This window comes from Nocardia abscessus, from assembly GCF_015477775.1.
Taxonomy (GTDB): domain Bacteria; phylum Actinomycetota; class Actinomycetes; order Mycobacteriales; family Mycobacteriaceae; genus Nocardia; species Nocardia abscessus_A.
In genome coordinates, this window is the sequence record NZ_JADLQO010000031.1 from 16,707 (window position 1) to 41,703 (window position 24,997).

Here is a 24,997-nt window from a genome sequence, read left to right on the forward strand (position 1 = left end):
GACGTGGCCCGCGCGATTCACCGTGGTGAACGCGCGGGACACTCCCTCAGTTCTTCGCCGACTGCCGGGGCCTCGTCGGTCCAGGGACGCGGATCCACATCATGGGTCGAAGAGACGAGCGGGTGCGCAGATGGAAAGCGACCAGTCCGACGAGCGCGCTCGCGGTGAACCAGGCTAGTTGCACGGCAAAGCCTCCGAGCGGCGTGGTGTCGGAGAAACCGGCCGCGGTCGAAGCCTGCATCGCCCCGTAGGAGGGCAGCCAGCGCACGAGTTCGCTGTCCGCCCCGGCGCTGGCGATGGGGTTCTGTACGGCCATGTCGAAGCAGCTGATCATCGCGATGGCGAACATCCCCTCCACCTCGCGGCGCAGCAGCGCGCCGAGGGCGACACCCAGGGCCCCGTAGGTCAGCGCCGCGCAGAAGAGCGCCGCAGCGAGCAGGACAGGCTGCCGCGGCGACCAGTAGCAGCAGATAACCGCGGTGGCGTACACGCAGACCACCATGGAGGCCACCACCAGGCAGGCGATCTTCGCCAGAGCCAGCGCAACTCGGGGAAAACCGGCCATCGACAGACGCCGGTCGAATGCTCCGCTGCTGAAAGTCGCCGCGAACATCATGAACCCGATGATCAGTGAGGCCGCCATCAGGGCGGCGCTGATCTGGGCCAGTTCATTGCCATTGGCGCGCAGAACCAGACCGGTGTCCCGGAGCCGGAACGGTACCTCGACGTCGGTGACGGCCACGCGCACCAGAGTGATCAATATGGGGACGAAGACAGCCACCAACAGCATGGCGAACCGGTTACGAGCATGCTCGATGAGGCCGTAACGGGTGGCGATCACGAACAGCCGCGCACCGCCGCTCATCGGGCCTTCTCCTGTCCGACTTGTAGGACGCCGTCGTGCAACCGCCACACCTGATCCAGCTTGTCGGTGTCGTGGGCCAGATGCGAGACGACCAGAACCGACCGACCGGTGTCACGGAACTCCGCGACCAGATCCCAGAAACGCAGATACGTCTCCCAGTCGAAACCCTGGTACGGCTCGTCCAGCAGCAGAACCTGCGGATCGTGCATCACCGCCAGCGTCAGGTTGAGCTTCTGCCGCGTGCCGCCGCTCAGCGTCGAGACCCGCTCACCGGCATACTCGGAAAAACGTAAGATTTCCATGGTCTCCTCGGCCTGCCGCAAGTCCGGGATCGCATAGGCCGCGGCGAAGAACTCCAGGTGCTGACGAACCGTGAACGCGTCGTTGAGGACCACCTGTTGCGGACAGTAGCCGAATCTCCCACGGTGGCGGACCACCCCCCGGTCCGGTCGCAGCCCTCCGGAAAGAACCTTCAACAACGTGGACTTGCCAACCCCGTTCTCACCGACGATTCCCACCAGCGCCCCCGCAGGCAACACGAAGTCGATGCCACGAAGCACCGACCGCCTGCCATACGAGTGGTGAACGTCCTCCACATCCATGCTCGCCCCTGCCTGCCTGCCGCCGACGTGATGGCCCGGCAGCCGTTCGCATGCTACCGATCAACGACGAAAACCCGTGCCGGGAAGGCCGATTCGACCACGCACTGACTCCGGCAGAGCCACCGAGGGCGCCTTCGCGCGCCACAGCGGCAGCGCACCACCGCCGGTCTGGTCGTCCAACCGCCTGTCGCGCAGCGGGAACGGGCCGCGGCGTCTTCATCGAAGCGTGCCCAGGTACAGGAACGGCACTCACTGACTGCCAGTGATGAAATGCTAAGGGTCCGACGCTTTCCGAGCCACGAACCCTGGCTATGGTTACCGGCGCCGACCAGCCTACGGGAGGGTGAACGTGGCCACCGACACTGCGCGCCTGCCGGCAATCGACGTCATGATCCCGGTAGCAGCTAAGGACCTACCCAGCCTCGACGCCTGTATCACCGGGCTGAGGGCACACTGCCGTAATCCGATCCGCTCGGTGAATATCGTCGGGTCCGCGCGACTGCTCGAACAGGTGCGCACCGAGCACGTGGTGCAGTGGATCGATGAGGAAGCGGTCTCGCCGACACCGGCCGCCATCGAGGCGACCCTGCGCACAGTGGGCGGCCATCACCACAATTCGTCCTGGTATTTCCAGCAGCTGGTCAAACTGAACTGCTTCCACATCCTGCCGAGTACGGTCCGCCACCTCCTGGTGCTCGATGCGGACTACGCGCTGGTCGATGACGTCGTGTTCGTCGAAAACGACGGTAGATCCTGTCTGGCACCCGGATACCCGCTGCAATGGCGCCTCGACACCCGCAAGCACGCGATCCCCGACCGCCACTCCGCGATCATCGCCGCGACCCGGCTACTTGCCGAGTGGCGGCCGGTCGACCCCTACAGCGGGATGCAGCATCACATGGTGTTCGACCGGCAAATCCTCGCGGATCTGAGGCGCCGAGTCGAGGAGCAGCACGAGCGACCGTTCTGGGAGGCGTTCCTGGCGACGATAGAACACGGGAAATGGACCGGCGCTTCGGAGTATGTGCTCTACCGCCACTTCGCAGCGAACTTCTTTGCTGAACAGATCCGGTCACGGCACCTCGATGCCATCGACATCATCCAGCCCGCCGAAAACGCTTTGTGGACACTGACCGACGCTGTCGCCGGCATCCGCCGACCGGGAGTAAAGGCGATCGGATGCCACAGTTTCCTCAATTACCGCGACCGAATCGCCACCATGGACTACATCCCCGACCAGCTACGTAGCAAGCTGCAAGCAATCCCTGGAGCGCTCATGCTCGACCTCAACCAAGGCGCCCTCCACATCACCCCCGCGACTCCATCCCTGGGCCGCGCCGAGCGTCTGGGGCGAACCCCAGGTCGTGGGTGAAGTGTGCCCCTCCCAGCACAGCGCAGCCCCGGGTTCGCGCCCGGGGCTGCCTGCGTATCTTGGAGAATCCTGCCAAGTCAGACCTTGTAGCCCAATTGCCGCAGAGCCGCCAGAAGGCCGCCATCCCGCTCGTTGGCATGGCCCCAGCAGAGGCCGAAGAGTCGGCCCAAAGTCCCCTTCCGGACCAGATCCATCAGAGCCGCCTGGACCTCCGGGTGGCCCTTCACGGCGGGATTGTTGGGAAACGGGCCGTCGTACCCTTCCGACCCCTCGGGCCCCTCGGACCCCTCCGCCGCCTGCGGCGAGAACGCGAAGGTCAAGATGTTCGTGGCGATCGCTTCCGCCTCGCGCCGTGCTGCCTGCTCAACTTCGGTGATCGCGCTGCTCTGCTCAGTCATTCGCGTCTCCCATGCGTTGTGCCAGTGGTTCCTTTCAGAGATCCAGTCTGCCCCACCACTCCTCTCGGCATGGCGAAATCGAGCTTGCTGCAACGGATTTGGCACGCAGTGCCAGTTGTGAACGGGCGTACCGGCGGTCAGTCGATCACGAGCTGGTGAGCTCGATGCCGGCACCTGTGGTGTCGTAGGACCGATCCTTTTTCGGCCCCACTGGCGGAGCAGCCGGGCAGTCCTTGGTGTCGGCCCGTCGGTGACGACTCGATCCGACGACGGGGGCACTCCATGGAGCCCGGCAAGGCCACGGTCTCGTCACCGTCGGCGCTGATCTCGATGATGCGAAACCCGCTCACCCCGCCGGACGGGCTACTTCTCTGAACTTGCGTGTGATGGTGTGGCGGACTCGAGGTTGCGCTCGGCGGTATCGCAGAATTTGTCCAGAACGAGTGAATCCACCGCCGGTAGGTGGTTTGCCGGACTGGTGTGGTCGGGATTCGACCTGCTGGACGCGTCTCGAACGGTTTGTTCGGGCAGGTGTCCGACTACGTCGTCCAGCTCGGGCGGGATCCTGTGGATCTCTGGCGCGAGTCTTTCTCCACATTCAGGGGTTTCTTCCAGCAGGTCGACGACGTCTCGGCCCACGGCAGGGGGTGGCTTCGCAGACCACCGCCGACCGCCTCAGGCGAACCCGGACCGATCGAGGATCGGTATCGGTTGTGCGGCGGATCGGTGGAGATGCTGGTCGTCAGTGTCTCGGCGGGGCGTAGCTGCCGCATGCTGACGGACGGAGGTCGGCCCAGCACCCGGGAGAAGGGAGATAGACGGTGGCATTGGGACGTCGTCGGCTGCTCGTCGGCTTCGCCGGTGCGGGTGGTCTCGCCCTGGCCGGATGGGGGTGGGCGCGAGAACCCGCGCCGCCACCCGCAGCCGCCACCATCCGATTCGATCCTTCACCCGGCGCCCACGATGTCGAAGCGCGCAGCCTCGGCACGATCACCGTCACCGACGGGACGCTGCGGTCGGTCGAATGGATCGATGAAACGGGCAGATCGCTGCCGGGCGCATCGGCGCCCGATCAGCGAAGCTGGACCAGCGCCGAACCACTCGGTTACGGGCACACCTACACCGCGAAAGCTGTGGCTCACGGCGAAACCGGCGATGTCACCGCGACGACAACCTGCACCACGCTGCGACCGCAACAGCTCATCGACGTCTCCCTGCGCTCCGCCAATCTCGTCGAGCTGGCCGAAAACGACACCTACGGAGTCGGTTTCGTGCTCGTCGCCCATTTCGACGAGCCCGTGGATCGAGCAGCCGTGGAACGCCACCTGAAGGTCACCACCCAGCCTGCCGTCGCCGGTGCCTGGTACTGGCTCGATGATCACAACGCACACTGGCGACCGGAGCACTATCACGCACCGGGAACCAAGATCACGATCGCGGCCGAACTCTTCGGCCGCGCGCTCGGCGGAGGCCGCTACGGCATGCGTGACCAACGGGTTTCGGTGATCATCGGTCCCGCGCACGTCGCGATCGCCGACGACGATTCCAAACAGATCGACGTCTTCGACAACGGAAATCTAGTGCGCACCATGCCTACATCAATGGGCATGGGCGGCACGGCGGTCGTCGGCGGCAGAGTCATGTCGTTCTGGACTCGGCCGGGAATCTACACCGTGCTGGACCGGCAAGACCCGGTGATCATGGACTCCGCCAGCTACGGCCTGCCCACCAACTCGGCGCTCGGCTACCGCACGAGCATCAACCATGCGGTCCGCATCAGCCACGACGGAATTTTCGTGCACGCATTGGCCGCAAGCATGTGGGCCCAAGGCAACACCAACGTCTCACACGGCTGCCTGAACCTCTCCCCCGCCGACGCCGCATGGTTCTACGACTTCGTCATCCCCGGTGACGTGGTCGAAGTCCGCAACACCGGCGGCGACACCCTCGATATCTGGCAGAACGGCGATTGGAGCATCCCGTGGACCGACTGGCTTCGCGGTGGCGCCCCCACATGACACGAACGGGGAGGAGAGGCTGATCTGATTCCAGAACCTGCCACTGCAATGACGATGGTGATGCGCATCCACTGGGCGTACCCGTCGCAATACTAGGCGAGCCCTGCGGTGGACAGGGCGGTCGCGAGGCCGGTGTTGTGGCAGCCGACCCAGGCCAAGTATCCGTCCGGTCGGACGAGCGCGGCTGTCGCTCCTGCCCACTCCGGCCGGTCCTGGATCGGTACTGCGCGCGCGAGCGGCAGATTCGCGACCGGCTGCAGGGCGCCGGTCAGATCGAGCAGTACGTGACGTGCGTCGGTGAGGGTGGTGAACAGCGTGCGACCGTCGGTGAGCGGCAGGTCGGGAGCATGGTGGCCGGTGAGGTGGTGCGTGCCGGGTGCGGACGGGTAGGCCACCGACAGTCCGGATAGTTGTTCGCCGAGCGCGCGCGCGAATTCCGGTCGGTCGGCGATCATCGCGGACATCAGGGCGCGCAACTGCCTGCCGTCCGGTGAGAAGGCGGTCATCAGTGCTGCCTGGGCTTGTGTGCTGAGCAGCGCTCGGGAACCGACGGGATGTCGCTCGCTGTGGTAGCTATCGAGCAAGCCTTCGGGCGCTCGCCCTGACGCGGTGGCGGCAAGCTTCCAGCCGAGGTTCATCGCGTCCGCGAGGCCGAGGTTCATTCCGACTCCACCGGCCGGCATGTGCTGGTGTGCCGCGTCACCGGCGAGCAACACCCTGCCGGTTCGGTAGCGTTCGGCTTGCCGGGCGGCATTGCCGAAGCGCGACAACCACTTCGGCGAGTGCATTGCCCAGTCCGTCCCGGCGAGTGCGATGGTCTTCGCGCGCAACTCGTCGAGTGTGAGGGCGCCGGGCCAGTCGGTCCGCAGATCCTGGGGAGTGATACCGATCAGCCGGTAAGAGCCGCTGGGTAGCCGCACGGTCATCAGCAGGCCCGACTCGGTCCATCCGGTGCGGACAGGCTCGGGCGGTGGGTCGGCGAGTTCGACGTCGCCGAGCCAACCCAGCATGGTCGACTCGTCGCCTGGATAGGCGATGCCCGCGGCCTGCCGGACGGTGCTGCGGACCCCGTCACATCCCACGACCCATTCGGCCTCGATGTCGGCCTTCTGATCGACATGCACGGTGATCGACTCGTCCCGCACGGTCAATCCGGATACGCGCTGCCCGCGCCTGATTTCGGCTCCGGCCGCACGCGCGTGCGCTTCCAAGAGTTGTTCGGTCCGTATCTGCGGCAGTGACAGCGTGAATTGGTACGAAGTGTCCAGTAGCCGGAAGTCCAGCCGAGTGTCCAACGCGGCGAAGTGTCCGCTCGGGATCCGGCTCCCTTCAGCGAGGAATCGGTGCACGAGGGCTCGGGACGCCAGCATCTCGAGGGTGCGCGGATGGATGGCCAGCGCTTTGGAATTCGGGTCCGGCTCTGTACGCGCCTCCAACACCAGCACTTCGACGCCGCCCAAGCGCAGTTCCGCGGCCAACCACAGCCCGACCGGGCCCGCGCCGACTACAACGACCTGGCGATGCCTCACGCCGGCCTCCTTCCTCACAAGTCAGCACAAGGTGGTAGAGGTTCAGGGCTCGTGGTGAAATCGGCTGCCGAGTTCGGTGCCGAGGCGTTCGGAATCGATGAGGTGGTGTATCGGTGCGACGAGCGCCGGGGCGATGCATCCGATCGTCGCCAGTAGGCGTGTTTCGATTGGGGCGACGACGATTTCGTCGATGTCGTCGCGAATTGCTCGGATGACAGCGTGGGAAACCTGCTGTGGTGTGGTCGTGCGCATTCCCGGTGGGACTCGGCTGCCGCTGTCGGCGAACATTCCGGCGTCACGGACGAATCCGGGTTCGACGATGGACACGCCGATCCCGGCGTCGCGAAGATCGTGCCGCAGGGCCAGCGCGAAGCCGCGCAGGCCGAATTTGGTCGCGTTGTACAAGCTGACCCGCGGTGCGGGCAGCAGGCCGGCGACCGACCCCATGAAGACGATGTGGCCTGCTCGCCGCGTAGTCATCTGCTCGGCCAGCGCGCGGGCGAGCAACATCGGCGCCCGCAGATTGACATCGAGGACACGGTCGAGATCAGCGGCGGAGAAATCGAGAATATGACCGCCTGCCGGTAGACCGGCGTTGGCGATGAGAACATCCACCGGTCCGGCCTGGCCCAGTAGTCGCGACACGTCCTCGGGATTCGAGAGATCGGCGGGAATCACGGCTGCGTCCAGTTCGGCGGCGAGCGCGCACAACGCATCGGCGCGGCGGCCGGTCAGCACGAGATCGGCACCGCGGGAGGCGAGCTCACGCGCCACCGCGTGGCCGAGACCACCGGTGGCGCCGGTGAGCAGCACTCTGGCGGAGGCCAGTTCCACAGGGGACATGATCGGTTCCTTTCGCACCGTCGGCGACGTCGACGATCGGCTCGATCGAGGTGGAAGGGACTTCGGCGCCACCCGGTGAGGGCATCCCGTCCTCGGCGCCTTGTGGGTGGTTCAGCTCGCGGGACCGGCTCGATAGGCGCGGAGGAAGGCACGGACGCCGGAGGTCACGCTGGCGTCTATGGCGCCGGGCTCGGCGTCGATAGCGCCCCAGAAGGTCCGATTGTTGGCCTCACCGGCGGCGAGGAGGACGAAGTGAGCGGCTGCACGTTCGGGGTCTTGGAGGTCGAGCAATCCCCGGACGGCGAGATCCGAAAACCTCTGCGCCAGAGCGGCGTGAACCGTGCGTGGGCCGGCGTCGAGCCATGCATCGAGTATCGCGCCCGGGATATGGTCTGCCTCGGCACGGATCTGGCGGACGAGGGTGAAGTGGTCCTCGTCGCCGCCGACGACGAAGGTGCGGCCCAGGGCAATGAGAGCGACCTCGATATCCACGACATCGCTCAAATGGTGTTCGATCGCAGCACATCGACTGGCCCGCGCACGCTCCGCGCTGTCGATGATCACCGCGGTGAACAGCTGCTTCTTATCTGTGAAGTGCTTGTAGATCGTGCGGGTCGACACCGCTGATTCGCGTGCGATGGCATCAATGGAGGCGCGGGTATAACCGTCGCGACAGAACACCGCGTGGGCGCCCCGCAAGATGGAAACCCGTTTCTCCGGCCGCAACTGGCGAACCACGGCCACGTCCGGACTCGTCATGATCGGTTCGCCGAACTGCACGAACATGCTGTCACGCCGATCGGCCATCGTTGTGCGAGCGGTTCTTCGGCGACGAACATCGGCATCCTCCTGCTGTCTGCGCCGCCGCATCAGCAGCAGAGCCGCCACAAAAGTACAACGATCACTTTACCCAACGGTCCGGTACACCGCCAGCCCTGCTGGATGGGAATTCTTGTTGGAGATGTCGATGACGCTCGGCGATGGCCCGCGCGGACTGCACCGAATGCCGCGCGCGCAGCGGCATGTTCCCCAGGCCCTCGAGCAACGTCCAGGCGTTGAACGCGCTCAGCGCCGGACCGGTGTGGCGCATCAGGGTCTTCACCGGACCGTCGGTGAAGTCGCGCGCGCCCAAGATCCCACCGCCGAGCACGCTGCCCTGGCGGTCGATGCTGCTCGATGTCACATCCGGGCGCGCTGCGTCGTCGTTGAGGTGAATCCATCCGGACCGTGACCCACCAGAGAGAAACCGAGAAGATACCCATGAACACTGCATATGTCGTCGTCAATATCGTCGCTGCCGCTTGGGTCGGCTTCTCGGCGTTCTCGCTGCTGCGCCGGGCCGCGTTCGTCGTGGACCCGTTGGTGGAATACGGCGTGCCGCAACCGTGGTGGACGCCACTGGGATTGGCCAAGGCTGCTGGAGCGCTCGGGCTGATCGTCGGTCTCTTTGTTCCCGCGATCGGAGTCGCCGCGGCCATCGGCCTGATCCTGTACTTCGCGGGCGCGGTGATCACCGTGCTGCGGGCCCGCTCGTACAAGACCGTGGCATTTCCGATGCTGTACCTGATTCCGGTCGCGGTCGCGCTGGGTCTGGGTCTCGCCGCGTAAGGAAGGCGACGGCCCCGCGAACCGGTCCTGGTGGACCCGCGCCGGGCCTGAGGTGTGACGTCCGCACGCAAGCCCGACCGGCTCAACCCGGTCACGCTGGGAGAACGCACCCGCGCTTCCCAAGGAGGAGTCACGCTCCGCCAGCCCCCGATTCGCGGACTACGGATCAGAAGTTCAGGAGCCCAGCCGAACAGCGTAAGGATGACGTGAAAGCCACTTCATCTTTACGCTGTTCTCGCCGTTCCCGAGCGTGGCGTTGGGGTTTTCCCCAACTCGACGGTTCCTCGAGCAGCCATGGAGGAGGTAGCTCGTCTCCCATACCGGGCGAGGTAGTGCCAGAGTTTCTTCCACTGCTGCGGGTCGGTCCGAGGGCGGGCAGCGCCGAGGAGGCGAGGGGTGAGCGGATGGTGGCCGTCGGCAACTGCTTCGCCCAGCTCGATCACCGACAGGCCGCGGTAGCCGGGGTTTGCCCGCAGCTGGTCGAGGTCGAGGGTGTAGCCGTCGTGCCAGCCGATGCGGCACGGCAGGCCGACGGCGATCTCGTGGATGAGGGTGTCGTGGTAGCTGGGGTCGAGGACCAATTCCTCGACATCGCGTTGCAGGGACAGCATGCCGTGCAGGTGCGCTTCGATGTAGTGGTCGAGCGGATCGGCCATGGTGGTCTGCTCTGCCAGGCCGATGAGGTTCATCCGCTCGGCCGTGCCGAAGCTGTGGGGTTCGAACACGCTGTCGGGGAAGCAGAACGTCGTGCGCTCCAGAGTGTGTTCGGCCAGACGCAGGTAGCAGGAGCCGAAGCGTGGTGATCCGCCGTAGCGGTCGCCGCGGTGGTTGAGCGACCCGTATTTCGGGCGGGCCGAGATCGGCGCGGAGTCGTAGTGGCGGCCGAACATCCGGCTTTCCCACAGCCGGCGTGCGCCGCCTGGATGCGCGGTCAGTCCTCCATTGCCCAGCCCGGTCTCGAACTGCGACCGGTACGTACCCTCGCGGGCGAGCGCGCCGAGTACCGTCTCCTGTCCGAACATCACATCGGGATGGAAGTGCACCGTCACCCGTAACGCACGGTCGAGCGGGACGCCGGTGGACAACGCGGCGACATGAGCGAGAGCGGCTTCACCGGCGCTGCCGACCTTCCCGGGCTCGCCGGGCAATGCCTCCTGCCCGCTGGCTGAGATGGCGTCCATGTCGACGTTCTACCGACGAGGCGCGGTGGCGTTGCGGGCGGATTCTCGCGGTCGGCGTCGTGCCGGGCGGTCGGCGAACGCCCTGCCGGTGAGCGTGGTCTCAGTCGGCGGCGAAGCGCGCGGCATTGTCGGCGGCCCACTGGGCGAAGGTCGTCGCGGGTCGGCCGGTGATGTCCTGGACGCTGGTGATCGGCAGGGCTGCAGGAGGCACGTCGGAACTGGTGAGAACGTTGTCGACGTACCAGGTTGCGGTGTCACCCATGGCGGGGGTCAGGGCGGTGATGGTGTCCTCGCGCGAGGACCGTTGGAAGGTGATGTCGCGGCCGAGTGCATCGGCGATGTGCCGGACGAGGTCGGTGCGGGTGAGGATCTCCGGCCCTGCCAGAGGGTAGGCCCGGCCGAGATGGGTGTCGGTCAAGAGGGCGGTGGCGGCGACCGCGGCGATGTCATCCATGGCGATCGGCGCGCTCGCGGCCTCGGGCCGCGGCTCCATGACGGTGCCGGTCTCGCGGATCTGGTGCGACCAGATCAGGGTGTTCTCCATGAAATCGCCGGGCCACAGATGGGTCCAGGCCAGGCCACTGTCCTCGACCGCCGTGCAGACGCTGCCCCACCAGCTCTCCGGTTCACCGGACAGGTCGACGACATGCCGTACACCGGCCGCGCGGGCCAGCGCGAGCACATCGGTGACGGTGTCGGGTGTGGGCGCCAGGTACATCCGCTCCACCCCCGCGAACGCCGCGGGCAGGCTGTCCGGTCGCCGCAAGTAACCCTCGGCCACCTGCACCGAGGAGGGAAGCGCGGCCTTGCGCGGGTTGTTGGTGAGCGCGCGAATATCGGTGGCTCCCAATGCAAGTAGGTGGTCGACAAGCTTGCGGCCGATGTTCGCGGTGGCCCCGGTTACCAGAATCGTCATCTGCACCCTCCCCGGTGTGGATCGCTGAACCACCCATCCTGCCAGACGGATTTCGAGCAACCCAGCCACCGGCCCGGATGACGCCGGAAGGTCAGCCCAGATATTGCTCGATCATCGAGAGCCATCGTCTGGGATCGTCGATGTGGGTCATATGGCCGGCCTCGTCGAGTATGGCGGCGTCCGCGTTGGCGATGAGTGCGGCTGCCTGTTCGGCCAGCGCTGCGGGAAAGATCATGTCTTGGCGGCCGTGTAGCAGCAGGATCGGTATGCCGGTCTCGGACAGGCGTCTCACCGGGTCCTCGATCCGGGCGCTGGGCAGGCAGCCGGTGTTGCGCGCTCGATCCCATTCCGCCGAGAACCGGATAGCAGCAAGGCGATTCAGGTATTCGGGCAAAGCGCCGGGTCGCCAGATGTTCATAGACGCGGCCGCAAAGGCCGCTTCGCGCACCCGCTGCGGTCCGGACAGTGTCGGGTCGGACCAGACTGCGAGTTCTCGCGCACGTCGTTGGGCCCTCAGCGGCCAGTGGGTGAAGGCATCGGCGGGCACGGGGATCACGCTGCTGGAGGCGAGGATCAATCGACGCACCCGGTGCGGGGCTGCGACAGCGAGGCGTTGGGCCAGCAGGGCGCCGTAGGAGAATCCGAGCACATCCGCGGCGTCGGCCCGGTAGGCGTCGAGGACGGCGAGCAGATCTGCGACTACAGCATCGGGATGGTAGGCCGTGACGGGCAGGCCACGAGCCGAGCGTCCGCATCCGCGCAGGTCAGGTAGCAGCAGGTGGTGTGTCCGGGCGAGCTGGGCGAGGGGCTCGCGCAGATAGCTGTGGTCCCAATCCGGGCCGCCGTGCACCACCAGCAGCACAGGACTGGCGGAGTGTCCGGCGCTGGCGACGAAGAGATCGACCTGCCCGCCCAGGATCTGTTCCTTCCACACGCAATCAGGATCACCCACCACACTTCCCGATCGTCGCCACACCTCCCGACATTTCGTATCGCCTTCACTATTCCCGCAATCCACGCACCGAGCTGATGCCCTCGCACCAAGGGCGCATCCGAGGGGGACGACACCGCCGTACCGCGCATGTTCACGCGGTGCGGTGTTGTCACGGGCGGCTGCGCAGTTGCCACGCGACGATGTGGTGACCATGGCGCTCTGTGCGGTCCGGCGGCTGGCGCCCATTGTCTTGCTGGTGAGGGTGGCGCTCAGAGCTCCCGGTCGACACAGACGCTCGGCCGGGTACCGCTGCGGTCAGAACAGCCTCAGGTTTCCGACATAGACCTTGCCACCGATCGCGACCGGTGTGTACTCGCTCGTGATCTCCCAGACCTCACCGTCGCTGCTCCACACTTCGAGTGAGTTGCCCGAACGGGCCGAGTCGGTACCGACGGCGATCCGCCTGCCGTCGGTACCGAGCTCGGTGCCTTCCGCTACGAGGCCTGGGATCACATACTCCCCGGTATAGGCGTCTACCACACGGCCCGATTCCGAGGTGAGGATCAGGGTGCCGATGCCGCGCAACAGGAGTCGCTCGGGACTGTCGTCTGCGCCGAATGACTTGTTCTGCCACAGGATGGTCCCGCTGCGCGGGCTGATCCCGGCGTAGGTCGTCCTATTACCCTGTGTCTGAATGGCGGTCGGCACCGAAGTCTCCGCCGGCCCCGGCCCGACCCGCGTCGTCGGGCGCTCGCTCGGCCGCCAGCCCTTCGGTAGATCCGCTGTCTTGGTGCCGTTCCGATCGTAGATCCCGGCCGGTGACCGGCCGTCGGCGACAACGAATCCGTCGATGAAGACGTTCCAGTCCTTGTCACCGATCTCTTCGACGGAATCGCGCCGGAACACCTCTTTGCCGTCTTCGAGCCGGATCACGCGGAACTCCCACTTGGACAACGGTTCCGACGGAACGGGTGCGGACTTGACCACGGCCAGCCGGACCGAGCCGAAGACTTCGATCGAGTGGCGCGGTGCCGTCGACCCCGACCGCGGGTTGGCATCGGTCCAGCGGATCGCCGGAAGTTCCCGGCCGTCCTCACCGATAGACCGCAGGGCCGGCAGTTGAGACTGGACCGTCCTGTCCACGAAGACGAAACGCCCACCCGCGGCGGTCAGGCTGTCGATCTGGCCTATGGCGGGAAAGGTGTCGATGATCCGGCTCGCCTCGAGGTCGACGACCACCACGGCATCGGAGGGCGCCGACGAGCTGTCGAGGTGACAGGCTGCTGCCGCATGACTTGCGCTGACGACACAGCGGCTGAGGCTTCGTTGGCTCGTGTCCACCGCGATTGGCTCGGTGCCCTCCCGAAGCCTGCCGGTGGTCGCATCGACTATGGCGAGGTAGTTGATGCGGTTCGCGTCGGCCAGGCGGACTCTGCGGCCGAAGATGACGACTTCGGAATCTCCGCCGAGCGCTGACGCGCCGTCCGACTGGGAGCCGGGAGGGCCGGGAATATCCTGCAACGTCCAGATCGCGGTGTCGGGCCGCTTGTCGAGCGAGGGCAGAATCGGCGTCACGGGTTGACGGGGCAGTCGCGCGGCTTCCTCCGCACCCGCGTCGTGCATGAATGCCCGGACACCCAGCAATCCGACGAGGACCAGCGCCACCGTGACCACCATTGCTCCGATAAGGCGAGGTACAGTGCGGCGCTGTACATTTCGTGGTCCTGCGCGCACAGGACTCGGCGGCATCGGCGGCGCGGGATGATGCGGTCCCCTGCCGATCGGGGCGGAGCGGACGACGGTGGCTGCGTAGCGGTCGGCCGCTGCCGCCGTTACGGCAGAGGATTGTCGGTGCGTCGCGGGCACAGCGAGGGCGTGACCGAGGGCGGTCGCGAAGTCCTTGCTGGTGGGAAAGCGATGCGCCGGGCTCTTTGCCATCGCCCGCTCGATCACCGAATCGACGTGCAACGCGAGATCGGGCCGATGGTCTCGCACACTGGGGACGGGCTGTTGGGCATGAGCCATGATCACCGCGACGGGATTGGCGCCGGGAAACGGCAGCGCACCGGTGAGGAGATGAAAGGCGGTGGCAGCCAGTGCGTACTGGTCGGACCGCGGCTCGACAGGCAGTCCCTGCATCTGTTCCGGGGAGGCGTATGCGATGGTGCCGATGGTCAGGCCGGTTCCGGTGAGGTCGGAGGTCTCCGGTCCCATTCGTGCGATCCCGAAGTCGGTGAGCAGGTAGTGGCCGGTTCTGGCGAGCAGGATGTTGGCGGGTTTCACATCTCGATGGACCAACCCGCGAGCACCCGCGTAGTCGAGCGCATCCGCTACCTCCATGATCGCACGCGCCACGTCGGTGGCGGGCAGCCCGCCCGGCGAGGAGGTGAGCGAAGCCGATAGATCGATGCCGTCGATCAGCTCCAACGCGATCCACAACCGTCCGTCGGATTCCCCACGATCGTGGACGCTGACGATGCCGGGATGCGACAGGGATGCGGCGAGGTCGGCCTCGCGCTCGAAACGACGTCGGTACGACTCGTCGCGGGTGAACTGCGCGGCAAGCACCTTCACCGCGTCGGACCGGGGTAGCCGTGGATGTCGGGCGACGTAGACCTCGCCCATGCCGCCGACACCGAGGAGGCGTTCGATGGTGTACCCGGCGAACACCGACCCCGGCTCCAATGCGGCCAATGTCCGATACCTCCGATACGCGACGGTGGGTCGATCACACCGCATCCCGAACTCATCGGCAACTCTGCGAACGGGTGGTGCTGCCCCCTCGGCGCCGAGGCGGGTCGCCCGAGCGGGGTGAGGTCGATCGCGCTTCACGTTGTTTTTCCGCGTCGCCTCCTACTTCCCCACGCCGGTCCTCCCCGTCGCGAACAACGCCGCCGACTCGCCCACACCAGCCGACAAGTGTGCGGGACATGGCATCGGGACCGCGGTCGCGGACGTCATGCTCGCCGGAACTCTCCACATAACAGGTCTCTCCCCTGCGCTGCCGGTGTACGGATTTCTGCGTGGCGCCCCGCGGTGGAGGCGGGGCACCATGACGCAGTCGAGTACATCGCTCGCATGTTGCTCGACGTCTCCCCGATTTACCTCCCGCTGGTCGCCCCGCCGCTCGCAGGGGGCTCCGGTGGCCGCTTTCGACGCAGAAGTGCCGCTGCCAGATTTAGGATGGCAGCGAGTACCCGCGCCGGTCCATCGAAGTTGGCCAAGTTGTCCACCCAGTTGTTCACCGTTGCTCCAGAATTCGAGATTCAGCGGTCGATGCGCCGCTCGACTGGAGACGCTTCCTGTCCGGCTGTCCGTCTTCCAGGGACCGGACAAAGTAGGCAGATATTGCCTGATCGCGCGTGTTGCTTATCTGTCCGACCGGACATCCGGACAAGTGCGCCAGGACATTTCGGCCGCCCGAACCGCGCAGATCCGCACGAGAGCAGGGGGTTGGAGTGACCACACCGGACAACGGACACACAATGCCGTGTGACCCCGACGCTATCACCACGCCAGCGGCATTCGGTGAGGCGCTCAAGCGCTTGCGCGAAGACGCCGACGTCTCGATGCGCAGGCTCGAAAGCGCGTCGCGGGTACGGACGGCCAGCGCGCGGCGAACCTCATCGCCGACGGTGACGAAGAACCGGATCGAAGCCATGGAGAAGGGCGAGCGGCTCGCGACACTGCGTGTGGAGCAGCTCGATCTGTACTTGGCGATCTGTCGGGTACCGGAGGTGCAGAAGCCATCCTGGAGGGCCGCATTGGTCCGTGTCCTGGAGAGCCAGTCGAACCGGATTACTCGCGCAGAGATAGCGCCGCCGCGGCAGGATCCGCCGGGAATCCTTACCCGATCGTGGTATCTCGATCGACTCGATGACGCCTTGCGGAGAGCTCGCAAACGAACGTGCTGGGGAACCTTCGTACTCTCGGGCGGGCCGGGCTACGGCAAGACAACGTTGGCTACCCACTGGGCGACTCGGAGCGGCTTGCCGACCTGCACGATCTGGCTTCGTGGCCAAGCCACAGGTAGAAAGACCGACCGTGCCACTGCGCAGGACGCGTTGTTCAAGCTTTGCGCTTTCCTGAAAGTGAGCACATCCGCATACGACAGCCTGACCAACGAAGATGCTGCGGACGAGTTCCGCCAACTGGCCGCGGCGCACGGCACTTTGATCGTGTTCGACGATGCAGCCAACGAATCCCACATCGAACGTCTGCTGCCAACGGAACGTGAATGCTACTACGCGATCGTCACGAGCCGCTCACCGCTGACCTTCCTCAGAACAAGCGGGCATCACCAGTTCATTCGATTACACCGCCTCGGCTTGCGAGAATCTATCGAACTGTTGACGCTCAACATCTCACCGGAGCGCCTCCAATCCGAAAGCGCCCTCGCGGCACTCGCCCCGATACTCGTGCGGAATACCTCTGGCGCTGCGAATCATGGCGGCTGATATCGAAGGCGGATACGTCACACCGGCCACTCTTGTCGAATCTCTCGCGAAGCGGGGAGCCGTCCTGGACGCCGTATCACCCGATGAGCCCGGCGACGAACCGTCAGAGGCACTCACGGCAAACTTCCGAACGATACTCTCGGCTTCGTACCAGCTGATGGGCACCGAAACCAGGCGGATCTATCGAATGCTGAGCCAACGACTGGGCAAGCGGATCGATCCCTACTCGGTATGCCTTGTGGCCGAAGCGTCGCTCGATTCGGCCCGGAAGATCGTGAGAAAGTTCGAGAGCGTCGGACTCATCGACCGCACCGACGGTTTCACCTTCGACGTTCACGACCTGCTTCGCGAGTTCGCCTCGGAGCAATGCAGCGACGAGGAAACGCGCACAGCCATCGACCGCTTGACCATTGGCTTCTACGGCGCAGTGAACGTTGCGTTCGATACAGTGAATCCAGGCAATCCTATGGTGGATCATCCATTCATATCAGGATGGAGCGGAAGGGCCGATGCCGAGGAATGGATCGAAACCAGCCACTCACATCGAACGACAGATTGGTTCATCGACCACCTGTCTGTGTTCGTCGACTCGGCGAAGCGGGCATGCGAACTGACGCCACCAGCACCCTTCGGCCCCAGACTCGCGGCATCCCTGTTCTACTTCCTGGAGATCACCAATCACTGGCACGACTTGGAGCAGGTCACGAACGTGGCGTTGGCGAACTCGGAGGAGAAGAGCGATCCGACCACCTTCGGCTACCTCCTCCGGAACAGTGCTCGTCTCATCATGATGCGGACCCGCGATTCGCTCGATCGGATACGGTCGGAGTCGCTACCACCGGTGGAGGTAGCGAGGCTGCAGAGCTCATGCCGATCCGCGATAATGATGTATGAACGCAGCATCACTCTTCTGGGCTCGAACACACGTTTCCCCGATGCCGGCAAGGTCACTGTCCGGGAAATAGCGGATACTCGTCTTCAATTGGCACGGATCGACCCCACTGCGTCCAACCTCGAAGCAGCCGAGGACGCATATAGATCCGCCGCACAGCAATTCGAGGGAGCTGAGAATCCCACAGCCAGCCTCAGCCTGTCCTACGGCGAAGTACTCAGAATGATGAACCGATTCGACGATGCCCTCCAACGGTTCGAGATCGCGTTGAACTACGCGCTCGCACCAGTCGCAGGCCGCCCTCTGCGCCACGGCCCTTTGGCCGGGCACGGACTGGCAAAGCAAGCATTCCTGTTCACACAGACCGGGAACCAGCAGGCTGCCGTCGACGCATTCGATCGATCGATCGGGATATTCCACTCGTATGGGAACTGGCTCGACGAAGCTCGGACACTGGCACGGAAGGGGCACCTGCTGGCCGAAGTGATCGGCACAGATGAAGCCAGATCAGCACTGGAACGGTCGGAGAAGCTTCTGCGAGACAATGGCCGCTCCGAAGCAGACGTCGCGTCGCGGTGGCTCAGTGAACTCGGCGCCGCAAGCGATTGACGAGTGCTGACCAGGCAGCGGCCTGCGGCACACGGCACTGGCTTCGTCGCGATTCCGTCGAGGGAGCGCTGCGCTGGAGGCCGGATGGAACGGCGCGGCGTACTCGATGGCCAAGGCGGCCGATAGCTTCGGAGGCCGGGTCCTATGCGGGACTTCCGTAGTCGGCGGACCGCCAGATGCCGCGTAGTGGGCGCATGCCGTCTTCGACGTAGTCGGCGAGGGGGCGGTTGCCGCCGTCGAGGTACCACTGTTCGAGGGCGGCGAAGTAGCCGAAGACCAGGGCGTTGGTGGCCACGCGAGCCTGTGTTTCGGTCAGCTGTCCGGTCGACGCGATCAGTGGTGCGAGCCGCTGGCTGGTGCGATCGGCCGAGGCGCAGGCGGCCATGCGCACCGATGGCTCGGTGAAGTGGTAACGGACCCGGCGCCACGGGCCTCTGTCGACCGGAGCGCTTTCGTCTGCGTCCTGGGAGTCGGAGGTCTGCGCCGGTGTGGATTCTTCGGCGCGGACGGAGCGAATCAGGCTGCCGATGGGGTCGCGGGGGTCCACGATGTCTTCGATCTCTTCCGCGCTCAGTGTGTCGAACTCGTCGGCGACGATGATCCCTTCTTTCGTGCCGAACAGACGGTAGACCGTCGACGGTGAGACCTCGGCCTCGGCCGCGATCTCCTCGATCGTGACGGCGCCGAACCCCTTCTCATCGAACAGGTCCAGTGCGCGTTCCTGGATGGTGTGCATGGCCTTGAGCCGCCAGCGCTCGCGAAGTCCGGTCATACGGACACCTTATCAGGAAGTCACTTTCTGAAGATTGTTGCTGTCGTTTAGACATTGACTGTCTGAAATCCGTCTCCTAAAGTCACTCTCTACAGACAGTGACTCTCTCAACGGGGTGCGTGGCTCGACTGGACTCATGGGCTCGGCGGCGCTTCGGCATCTCCGATCTGTCGCCAGCCCCGACCGAACTCATCTGGAAGGACTCGCGCTATGCATCGACCGAGCCACCACGACCGCCCTGGCAGACCACGTCGAGCCGAGCTGTCCGAGGCGGGAGCGCGATGACCACGACCGACCTTGCCGAGGCGAGGGAGCAATCCGCCCCGCCACACACCGTCCGCGGCGAGGAACAGAGCTTCGCAGCGCTTCTACGCCCCCACGCCTGGGGTTTCTCCACGGTGGTCGTCCTGCAGGTCATCGGTGCTGTCGCAGGTTTGGCGCCGCTGTTGGCGGTGGTCGAGTTGGGGCGCGCGTTGCTGTCGCCCGGCCCGATCGATCACGGTCGTGTCTGGCTCGTGGTGACCGCGGGTGTCCTCGGGCTGTTCGTCCGGCTACTGTTCACGGCCGCTTCGTCCGGGCTCGGGCACATGCTCGACGGCCGGGTGCAGCTGTCGTTCCGTCGGCAGTTGGCCGCGCATCTGGGGCGTGTGCCGATCGGCTGGTTCTCGCAGCGCCGGACGGGTGAGCTGGCCAAGGTGGTGGGCGAGGATGTGAGTGCACTGCATCCGTTCATCGCCCACGCTCCCGGCGAACTGGTGTCAGCGTTCGTGGTGCCGCTGGTGTCGCTGGTCTACTTGTTCACCGTCGACTGGCGGCTCACGCTGATCACGCTGGTTCCGGTGTTGCTGGCGGTGGCGTTGGTCCCGTTGATGATGGCCCCGACTCGGCAGCGCGAGCAGAGCGAGTTCGATGCGGCGATGGGCCGGATCGCCGATTCGGTCGTGGAGTTCGTGCAGGGCATCGCGGTGGTCAAGGCGTTCGGCGGAGGCGACCGTGCGCACCGCCGGTTCCGGACGGCGGTGGACGATTTCGCCGACACGTTCCTGCGCTGGGCGCGGGGCCTTTCCCCGATCGCCGCCGGGATGCAGCTGGCGCTGTCGCCGCCGTTCGTGCTGCTGGTCGTGCTGCTCGGCGGCACGGTCCTGCTGACCAGTGGCACGATGGCCGCCGCCGACCTGCTGCCGTTCCTGCTGCTCGGGCTGGGGCTGACCGCTCCGGTCGCGGCGCTCGGTCACGGTTTCGACGACATGCAGGCCGCCGGGCGCGCGGTCGGCAGGATCCGGGACGTGCTCGACGTCGAGCCGTTGCCAGAACCCGCCCACCCGGCCACGCCGCGAGGACACCGGGTGGAGCTGCGCGATGTCCGGTTCGCCTACGACGCCGACCGCGAGGTGTTGCGCGGGATCGATCTGGTGCTCGAACCGGGCACGGTCACCGCGCTCGTCGGACCGTCCGGTAGCGGCAAATCCACACTCGTCCAACTACTTCCCCGGTTCTTCGACCCGACGCACGGCACGATCACCCTCGGCGGAATCGACCTGCGCGAGATCGGCAGCCGCCAGCTCTACCGAGCGGTCGCCTTCGTCTTCCAGGACGTGCGTCTGCTGCGTGCTTCGGTGGCCGACAACATCGCGCTGGCCGTCCCGCACGCCGACCGCGAGCAGGTGGTGCACGCCGCCGAGCTGGCGGGCATTCACAACCGGATCCTGGAACTGCCGCACGGCTACGACACGATGCTCGGCGACGAGGCCGGACTGTCGGGCGGTGAGGCACAGCGCCTCGCGCTCGCCCGCGCGCTGCTGGCCGACACCCCCGTTCTGGTGCTGGACGAGGCGACCGCGTTCGCCGACCCGCAGACCGAACAGGCGGTGCGCCACGCGCTGGCGAGCCTGCAGGGCGACCGGACGATCCTGGTCATCGCCCACCGGCTGGAGACCATCGCTGATGCCGACACCGTCGTCATGGTGGAGGACGGGGTGATCGTGGAGCGCGGCGCACCCGCGCAGTTGCTGGCCGGCCAGGGCAAGTTCGCCGCGTTCTGGCGGTCCCATCGAGGAGACGAGTTGTCATGATCCGAATGCTGTTGCGCGTACTGGGCGATCAGTACGCCGGTCCGGTGCGTCGCACCGTGGCCCTGATGACCGCCACCGCGGTATTGGAGGGTCTGTCCTACTCCCTGCTGGTCCCGGTGCTCCGGGAACTGTTCGGGAGCAATCCCGGGGACGCCTGGCCGTGGCTGATCGCGTTCGGGACCGCGGTCGCGGTTTACGCGATACTGCGCTACATCAGCGACCTGGCCGGTTTCCGCGCCGGAACCACGCTGCTGCGCGGCACCTATCACCGGCTCGGCGACCACCTGGCCCGGCTACCGATCGGCTGGTACGGCCCCGGCCGCGTCGGCGAGGTGTCGGTGCTCGCCAGCCGGGGCGTCCTGGAAGCGATGAGCGTGATCGCGCACCTGCTCGCCCCATTCGTCGCCGCCGCGGTGACCCCGCTGACGATTGTCGTTGTGCTGCTGGCCTTCAACTGGAAGCTGGGGCTGGCCGCCCTGGTCGCGGTCCCGCTCGTGGCGGCGATCCAGGCCTGGACGGGACGCGCGATGGCCACCGCCGACGCCGAACGCCACGAACGCGACCAGGACGCCAGCGGCCGGGTCATCGAATACCTGCAGGCCCAGCCGGTGCTGCGGGCCGGCGGCCGCACCACCGAACGTTTCGACCTGCTGGACGACTCGTTACGCGGAATCCAGCGCGCCTCGCGCCGATCGGCGCTATCGGCGCTGCCCGGCATCGTCGGCTTGACGCTCGCCGTGCAGGCGATGTTCACGGTGCTGCTGGCCCTGGGCGCCTACCTCGCGCTGGATGGGAACGTCGGCGCGGCCGAGGTCCTGGCGATCTTGGTGCTGGCGGCCCGCTGCGCCGAACCCCTTCTGTCGCTGGCCGACATCGGTGGCCGACTCCGCAGCGCGCGCGCCCAACTGACCCGATTGGACGCGCTGCTGCGCACGGCGCCTCTGCCGGAGCCGGGTGACCCGATCCAGCCGCACCACCACGACCTGGAGTTCGACGCAGTCACCTTCCTGCACGGTGACCGCACGGTGGTCGACAATCTGACGCTGACGGTGCCGCAAGGCCGGCGGTTGGCGATCGTCGGCCCCTCCGGAGCAGGAAAGAGCACCCTGCTCCAACTACTTGCGCGGTTCCATGACGTGAGCAAGGGCGCGGTTCGCGTGGGCGGCGTCGACGTACGCGACATCGGTACGAGCACACTGATGGCGCGGATCGCCATCGTCTTCCAGGACGTCTACCTCTTCGACGGCACGATCGAGGACAACATCCGCCTCGGCCGCCCCGAAGCCACCGACGCCGAAGTGCGCGCCGCGGCGACAGCGGCACGCCTGGACGAGGTGATCGAACGACTCCCCGGCGGCTGGACCGCCGACGTCGGCGAAGGCGGCGCACTGCTGTCGGGCGGCGAACGTCAACGCGTCTCCATCGCCCGCGCCCTGCTGAAGAACGCTCCCATCGTCCTACTCGACGAGGTCACCTCCGCCCTGGACCCGGTCAACGAAGCCGCTGTCCACCAGGGCATCGAACGCCTGATGGCGGGCCGCACGGTGGTGATGGTGGCCCACCGCATGCACACCGTCCAGACCGCCGACCGCGTCGTCTTCCTCGACAACGGCCGAATCGTGGAAGAAGGCACCCACCATGACCTGTTGGGTAGAGGCGGCCGCTACGCCGACTTCTGGAACATTTCCACGGCTCGCCCTCGTGCCGTCAGCAGCGGGCAGGCTGATCGAGCCTGACCACGCCCGCTGCACGACTGCGGCCTGGATTCATGTCATTTCAGCTGCTGTTCCCCCGACTCGAAAGTGCACTGTGTTCACTACCCCACTCCTGTTGATCATCCCTACTTTGAGTTTCCGTATGCTCGGCGCCTTCGGCGTCCGCCGGTTCGCCACCTGGCGAGTGGCTTTCGCGCACGGACTGGCCGTGATGCTCCTCTCCACGGGTATCGCCCACTTCATCCCCGACACCGTCGACGCCATGCCGAGCCACGCCGATCTGGCAGCCATGGTTCCCTCGTTCGTTCCATTTCCGGACGTCATGGTCTATCTGACCGGTGTGCTGGAGCTGCTCGGCGCTGCCGGTTTGGTCTGGAGCCGTACCCGGCGTCACGCCGGACTCGGCCTCGCCGTGCTGTTCGTCCTGATGCTTCCGGCGAATGTTCACGCGGCGGTCTCGGATATTCCGTTGAACGGCGATCCGGCCACCCCTCTGTGGTTCCGGATTCCCGAGCAGATCGTGTTCATCGCGATTGCCCTGTGGGCGTCAGGCGTGCCTGTCGCGAACCTGCGCGTGCCGACCGGCCGTCGTCGTGACGCTGCCGTCGAGGTGTAGTGACCGGAGATGCGGTGCAGCAGGTTCCGGCGTCAGCGGATGCGTTCGTCCGGCCGCGGTTGGATCAACGGCTGGATCCTTCGCGGCCGCACACAGCCGGTGTGCTGAACGCTGCGGCCATGACGTCCGCTGCATCATCATGCTGTGCACCGGATGTTTCGCTGCGCAGCGAATCGCGGCAGTCGCCGCATTCGGCGCTAGCCGATCGGCAGCACGCTCAGGATCGGGTCGTAGGCCCAGTTCAACATGCGCTCGGCGTCGTCCCTGGCGGCGACATCGCTGTGGGGTGAGCTGTGCAGGACCACACCGATCAGCGGAATTCCTGCCCGGACCGTCTCGAACAGCAGGCAGGTTCCCGCAGCGTCGGTGTAGCCGGTTTTGATGCCGACAGTGCCGGGATAGTCGTGCAGCAGCATGTTCGTGGTCTGCCAGAGGTGAGCGCGGTTGCCCGGGCCGGCGGGCAGGTGATAGCTCTTCGACCTGGCGATGTCGCGGAACACTGGCAGGCTCATCGCGCGCAGGCCGAGGGCCACCAGGTCCGCCGGTGTGGAGTAGGTGGAGTGGTCGGTGGGGGCGGGAAGCCCGCTGGGGTCGGTGAAATGTGTTCCCGTCAGGCCCATTCGATGGGCGGTATCGTTCATTTTGATGATGAAGCCGTCCTGTCCGGGCCCGTAGGCCTCGGCGAGGGTGTAGGCAGCATCGCAGCCGGACGGCAGCATCATCGCGTACAGGAGTTGTCGCGCGGTGAGCACCTCGCCGGGGACCAGGCCTGCGTTGCTTCCGTCGTACTTGGTGCAGTAGGCGATGCTTTCCTGTGGCACGGTAATGGTTCGGTCGAGGTCGCCGGAGGTGATCACGACCAGGGCCGTCATCACCTTCGTGATGCTGGCTATCGGGACCGAGGTGTTCGGCTGTCGCGACCACAGCACCGTACCGGTGATTCCGTCTGCCAGCGCTGCGCCCGACGCCTGCACCGCGCTCGGCTCCGGGATCGGCCAGGGCAACTGAATATGGACGTCGCTCGCGGCGGGGGCGACCGCCACTCCATGACCGGCTACCACGACCAGCGTCCCGACAACAGCCGACTGCAACAATCTGGCAAATGTTCGCATGGCCACATTCTGCTGTGCGAAACCCGCAATCAGCGGGATTTAACCGAGCGAATTACGTGCCACTCCGGCATCAGCATACGATTGGCTAATCGAACTTGCTCTGACCCCGGCGCTCGCCTGCGACCGCTCGTTCAGCGGTACAGTCGCGCCGCTTCACAGACAAAATCGGCGGATCCGCGCTGCGGCGAGCGCCGGGGTGAGGCGACTCGCGCGGGCGGGTCGCCATGGTCTCCGCGGTCAGATCGGGCCGGCGCCCGTCGTAGCGCCTTGCTGTTGCGCGGACCGCTTCCCGTCCGTTCACTACTCCCGGCCGCGCCACGGCACTCCTGCATGTGACCGGGCGATACTCGTCCGACGTCGCGGGGGGTGTCCCTATCGTGTTCGTCAAGCTGCTGAGGTTGCGGGTGTCCGGTAGGGCTGTTTGTTGCGGAGCATGGCGAACAGGACGTCGCAGCGTCGTCGCGCCAGGCAGATGAGGGCGGCGTT

The 24,997-nt window shown here is 66.0% G+C and carries 20 protein-coding genes and 1 pseudogene; 8 read left to right on the top strand and 13 right to left on the bottom strand.

Going from position 1 to position 24,997, the window contains the following annotated elements:
• Positions 1-46: 46 nt before the first annotated feature.
• Together IU450_RS38250 and IU450_RS38255 are read right to left on the bottom strand one after the other, a co-directional pair.
• Entirely contained in the window at positions 47-865 is an 819-nt protein-coding gene (locus IU450_RS38250; RefSeq protein WP_195154594.1) for an ABC transporter permease, read from the bottom strand.
• The gene (locus IU450_RS38255) at positions 862-1,467 is read right to left on the bottom strand and encodes an ABC transporter ATP-binding protein (RefSeq protein ID WP_195154595.1); all 606 of its coding nucleotides are present in this window, start codon (positions 1,465-1,467) and stop codon (positions 862-864) included. Before IU450_RS38255 ends, IU450_RS38250 begins: the two co-directional genes overlap by 4 nt.
• 475 nt (positions 1,468-1,942) lie before the next feature.
• Between IU450_RS38255 and IU450_RS38260 the strand changes: the two genes are divergently transcribed.
• A complete protein-coding gene (locus IU450_RS38260; RefSeq protein WP_195154596.1) occupies positions 1,943-2,839 on the top strand; it encodes a DUF6492 family protein in 897 nt (298 codons plus the stop codon).
• A gap of 77 nt (positions 2,840-2,916) precedes the next feature.
• On the opposite strand, the gene IU450_RS38265 is transcribed toward IU450_RS38260, so the two are convergent.
• Positions 2,917-3,237, bottom strand: a complete 321-nt coding sequence (locus IU450_RS38265) for a hypothetical protein (protein WP_195154597.1) — start codon at positions 3,235-3,237, stop codon at positions 2,917-2,919.
• An 821-nt stretch (positions 3,238-4,058) separates the two neighbouring features.
• Here IU450_RS38265 and IU450_RS38270 point away from each other — a divergent pair.
• A complete protein-coding gene (locus tag IU450_RS38270; RefSeq protein WP_195154598.1) occupies positions 4,059-5,255 on the top strand; it encodes a L,D-transpeptidase in 1,197 nt (398 codons plus the stop codon).
• A gap of 92 nt (positions 5,256-5,347) precedes the next feature.
• On the opposite strand, the gene IU450_RS38275 is transcribed toward IU450_RS38270, so the two are convergent.
• The 4 genes and pseudogenes from IU450_RS38275 to IU450_RS40465 all read right to left on the bottom strand — a co-directional run.
• A complete protein-coding gene (locus IU450_RS38275) occupies positions 5,348-6,784 on the bottom strand; it encodes an FAD-dependent monooxygenase (protein WP_195154599.1) in 1,437 nt (478 codons plus the stop codon).
• Between the two features lie 42 nt (positions 6,785-6,826).
• A complete protein-coding gene (locus tag IU450_RS38280; protein WP_195154600.1) occupies positions 6,827-7,627 on the bottom strand; it encodes an SDR family NAD(P)-dependent oxidoreductase in 801 nt (266 codons plus the stop codon).
• Between the two features lie 111 nt (positions 7,628-7,738).
• Positions 7,739-8,515, bottom strand: a complete 777-nt coding sequence (locus IU450_RS38285; protein ID WP_195154601.1) for a TetR/AcrR family transcriptional regulator — start codon at positions 8,513-8,515, stop codon at positions 7,739-7,741.
• Between the two features lie 85 nt (positions 8,516-8,600).
• Positions 8,601-8,795, bottom strand: a pseudogene (locus IU450_RS40465) (PLP-dependent transferase); the annotation flags it as partial.
• Positions 8,796-8,887: 92 nt separating this feature from the next.
• On the opposite strand from IU450_RS40465, the gene IU450_RS38295 reads away from it, so the two are divergent.
• Positions 8,888-9,235: a DoxX family protein gene (locus tag IU450_RS38295; protein ID WP_195154603.1), complete on the top strand. Its 348-nt coding sequence runs from the start codon at positions 8,888-8,890 to the stop codon at positions 9,233-9,235.
• 224 nt (positions 9,236-9,459) lie between these two features.
• Here IU450_RS38295 and IU450_RS38300 read toward each other — a convergent pair whose 3' ends face one another.
• The 4 genes from IU450_RS38300 to IU450_RS38315 form a co-directional block, all read right to left on the bottom strand.
• Positions 9,460-10,416, bottom strand: a complete 957-nt coding sequence (locus IU450_RS38300) for a DUF3626 domain-containing protein (RefSeq protein WP_195154604.1) — start codon at positions 10,414-10,416, stop codon at positions 9,460-9,462.
• A gap of 100 nt (positions 10,417-10,516) precedes the next feature.
• The gene (locus tag IU450_RS38305; protein ID WP_195154605.1) at positions 10,517-11,332 is read right to left on the bottom strand and encodes an NAD(P)H-binding protein; all 816 of its coding nucleotides are present in this window, start codon (positions 11,330-11,332) and stop codon (positions 10,517-10,519) included.
• 91 nt (positions 11,333-11,423) lie between these two features.
• On the bottom strand, positions 11,424-12,266 hold the full coding sequence (locus IU450_RS38310; protein WP_195154606.1) for an alpha/beta fold hydrolase: 843 nt from the start codon (positions 12,264-12,266) through the stop codon (positions 11,424-11,426).
• Between the two features lie 315 nt (positions 12,267-12,581).
• Positions 12,582-14,960, bottom strand: a complete 2,379-nt coding sequence (locus IU450_RS38315) for a serine/threonine-protein kinase (RefSeq protein WP_195154607.1) — start codon at positions 14,958-14,960, stop codon at positions 12,582-12,584.
• 764 nt (positions 14,961-15,724) lie between these two features.
• Between IU450_RS38315 and IU450_RS38320 the strand changes: the two genes are divergently transcribed.
• Both IU450_RS38320 and IU450_RS38325 read left to right on the top strand, forming a co-directional pair.
• A complete protein-coding gene (locus tag IU450_RS38320) occupies positions 15,725-16,723 on the top strand; it encodes an NB-ARC domain-containing protein (protein ID WP_195154608.1) in 999 nt (332 codons plus the stop codon).
• Complete coding sequence (locus IU450_RS38325; protein WP_195154609.1) at positions 16,713-18,224, top strand: hypothetical protein; 1,512 nt, start codon at positions 16,713-16,715, stop codon at positions 18,222-18,224. Before IU450_RS38320 ends, IU450_RS38325 begins: the two co-directional genes overlap by 11 nt.
• A 142-nt stretch (positions 18,225-18,366) precedes the next feature.
• Here IU450_RS38325 and IU450_RS38330 read toward each other — a convergent pair whose 3' ends face one another.
• Positions 18,367-18,996 carry a TetR/AcrR family transcriptional regulator gene (locus IU450_RS38330; RefSeq protein WP_195154610.1) on the bottom strand — a complete coding sequence of 210 codons (630 nt, stop codon included), beginning with the start codon at positions 18,994-18,996 and terminating at the stop codon, positions 18,367-18,369.
• A 281-nt stretch (positions 18,997-19,277) separates the two neighbouring features.
• Between IU450_RS38330 and IU450_RS38335 the strand changes: the two genes are divergently transcribed.
• From IU450_RS38335 to IU450_RS38345, 3 genes are all read left to right on the top strand, one after another.
• A complete protein-coding gene (locus IU450_RS38335; RefSeq protein WP_195154611.1) occupies positions 19,278-21,068 on the top strand; it encodes an ABC transporter ATP-binding protein in 1,791 nt (596 codons plus the stop codon).
• The gene (locus IU450_RS38340) at positions 21,065-22,804 is read left to right on the top strand and encodes an ABC transporter ATP-binding protein (protein ID WP_195154612.1); all 1,740 of its coding nucleotides are present in this window, start codon (positions 21,065-21,067) and stop codon (positions 22,802-22,804) included. Before IU450_RS38335 ends, IU450_RS38340 begins: the two co-directional genes overlap by 4 nt.
• Positions 22,805-22,913: 109 nt before the next feature.
• The gene (locus tag IU450_RS38345) at positions 22,914-23,399 is read left to right on the top strand and encodes a DoxX family protein (RefSeq protein ID WP_228835716.1); all 486 of its coding nucleotides are present in this window, start codon (positions 22,914-22,916) and stop codon (positions 23,397-23,399) included.
• 197 nt (positions 23,400-23,596) lie between these two features.
• On the opposite strand, the gene IU450_RS38350 is transcribed toward IU450_RS38345, so the two are convergent.
• Complete coding sequence (locus IU450_RS38350) at positions 23,597-24,511, bottom strand: D-alanyl-D-alanine carboxypeptidase family protein (RefSeq protein WP_195154614.1); 915 nt, start codon at positions 24,509-24,511, stop codon at positions 23,597-23,599.
• Between the last annotated feature and the right edge of the window lie 486 nt (positions 24,512-24,997).

Bases quoted from the DNA above. Each gene is read 5' to 3' on its own strand.
- IU450_RS38250 (WP_195154594.1), bottom strand. From the start codon at position 865: ATGAGCGGCGGTGCGCGGCTGTTCGTGATCGCCACCCGTTACGGCCTC.
- IU450_RS38255 (WP_195154595.1), bottom strand. From the start codon at position 1,467: ATGGATGTGGAGGACGTTCACCACTCGTATGGCAGGCGGTCGGTGCTT.
- IU450_RS38265 (WP_195154597.1), bottom strand. From the start codon at position 3,237: ATGACTGAGCAGAGCAGCGCGATCACCGAAGTTGAGCAGGCAGCACGG.
- IU450_RS38280 (WP_195154600.1), bottom strand. From the start codon at position 7,627: ATGTCCCCTGTGGAACTGGCCTCCGCCAGAGTGCTGCTCACCGGCGCC.
- IU450_RS38295 (WP_195154603.1), top strand. From the start codon at position 8,888: ATGAACACTGCATATGTCGTCGTCAATATCGTCGCTGCCGCTTGGGTC.
- IU450_RS38300 (WP_195154604.1), bottom strand. From the start codon at position 10,416: ATGGACGCCATCTCAGCCAGCGGGCAGGAGGCATTGCCCGGCGAGCCC.
- IU450_RS38305 (WP_195154605.1), bottom strand. From the start codon at position 11,332: ATGACGATTCTGGTAACCGGGGCCACCGCGAACATCGGCCGCAAGCTT.
- IU450_RS38325 (WP_195154609.1), top strand. From the start codon at position 16,713: ATGGCGGCTGATATCGAAGGCGGATACGTCACACCGGCCACTCTTGTC.
- IU450_RS38330 (WP_195154610.1), bottom strand. From the start codon at position 18,996: ATGACCGGACTTCGCGAGCGCTGGCGGCTCAAGGCCATGCACACCATC.
- IU450_RS38335 (WP_195154611.1), top strand. From the start codon at position 19,278: ATGACCACGACCGACCTTGCCGAGGCGAGGGAGCAATCCGCCCCGCCA.
- IU450_RS38340 (WP_195154612.1), top strand. From the start codon at position 21,065: ATGATCCGAATGCTGTTGCGCGTACTGGGCGATCAGTACGCCGGTCCG.
- IU450_RS38350 (WP_195154614.1), bottom strand. From the start codon at position 24,511: ATGCGAACATTTGCCAGATTGTTGCAGTCGGCTGTTGTCGGGACGCTG.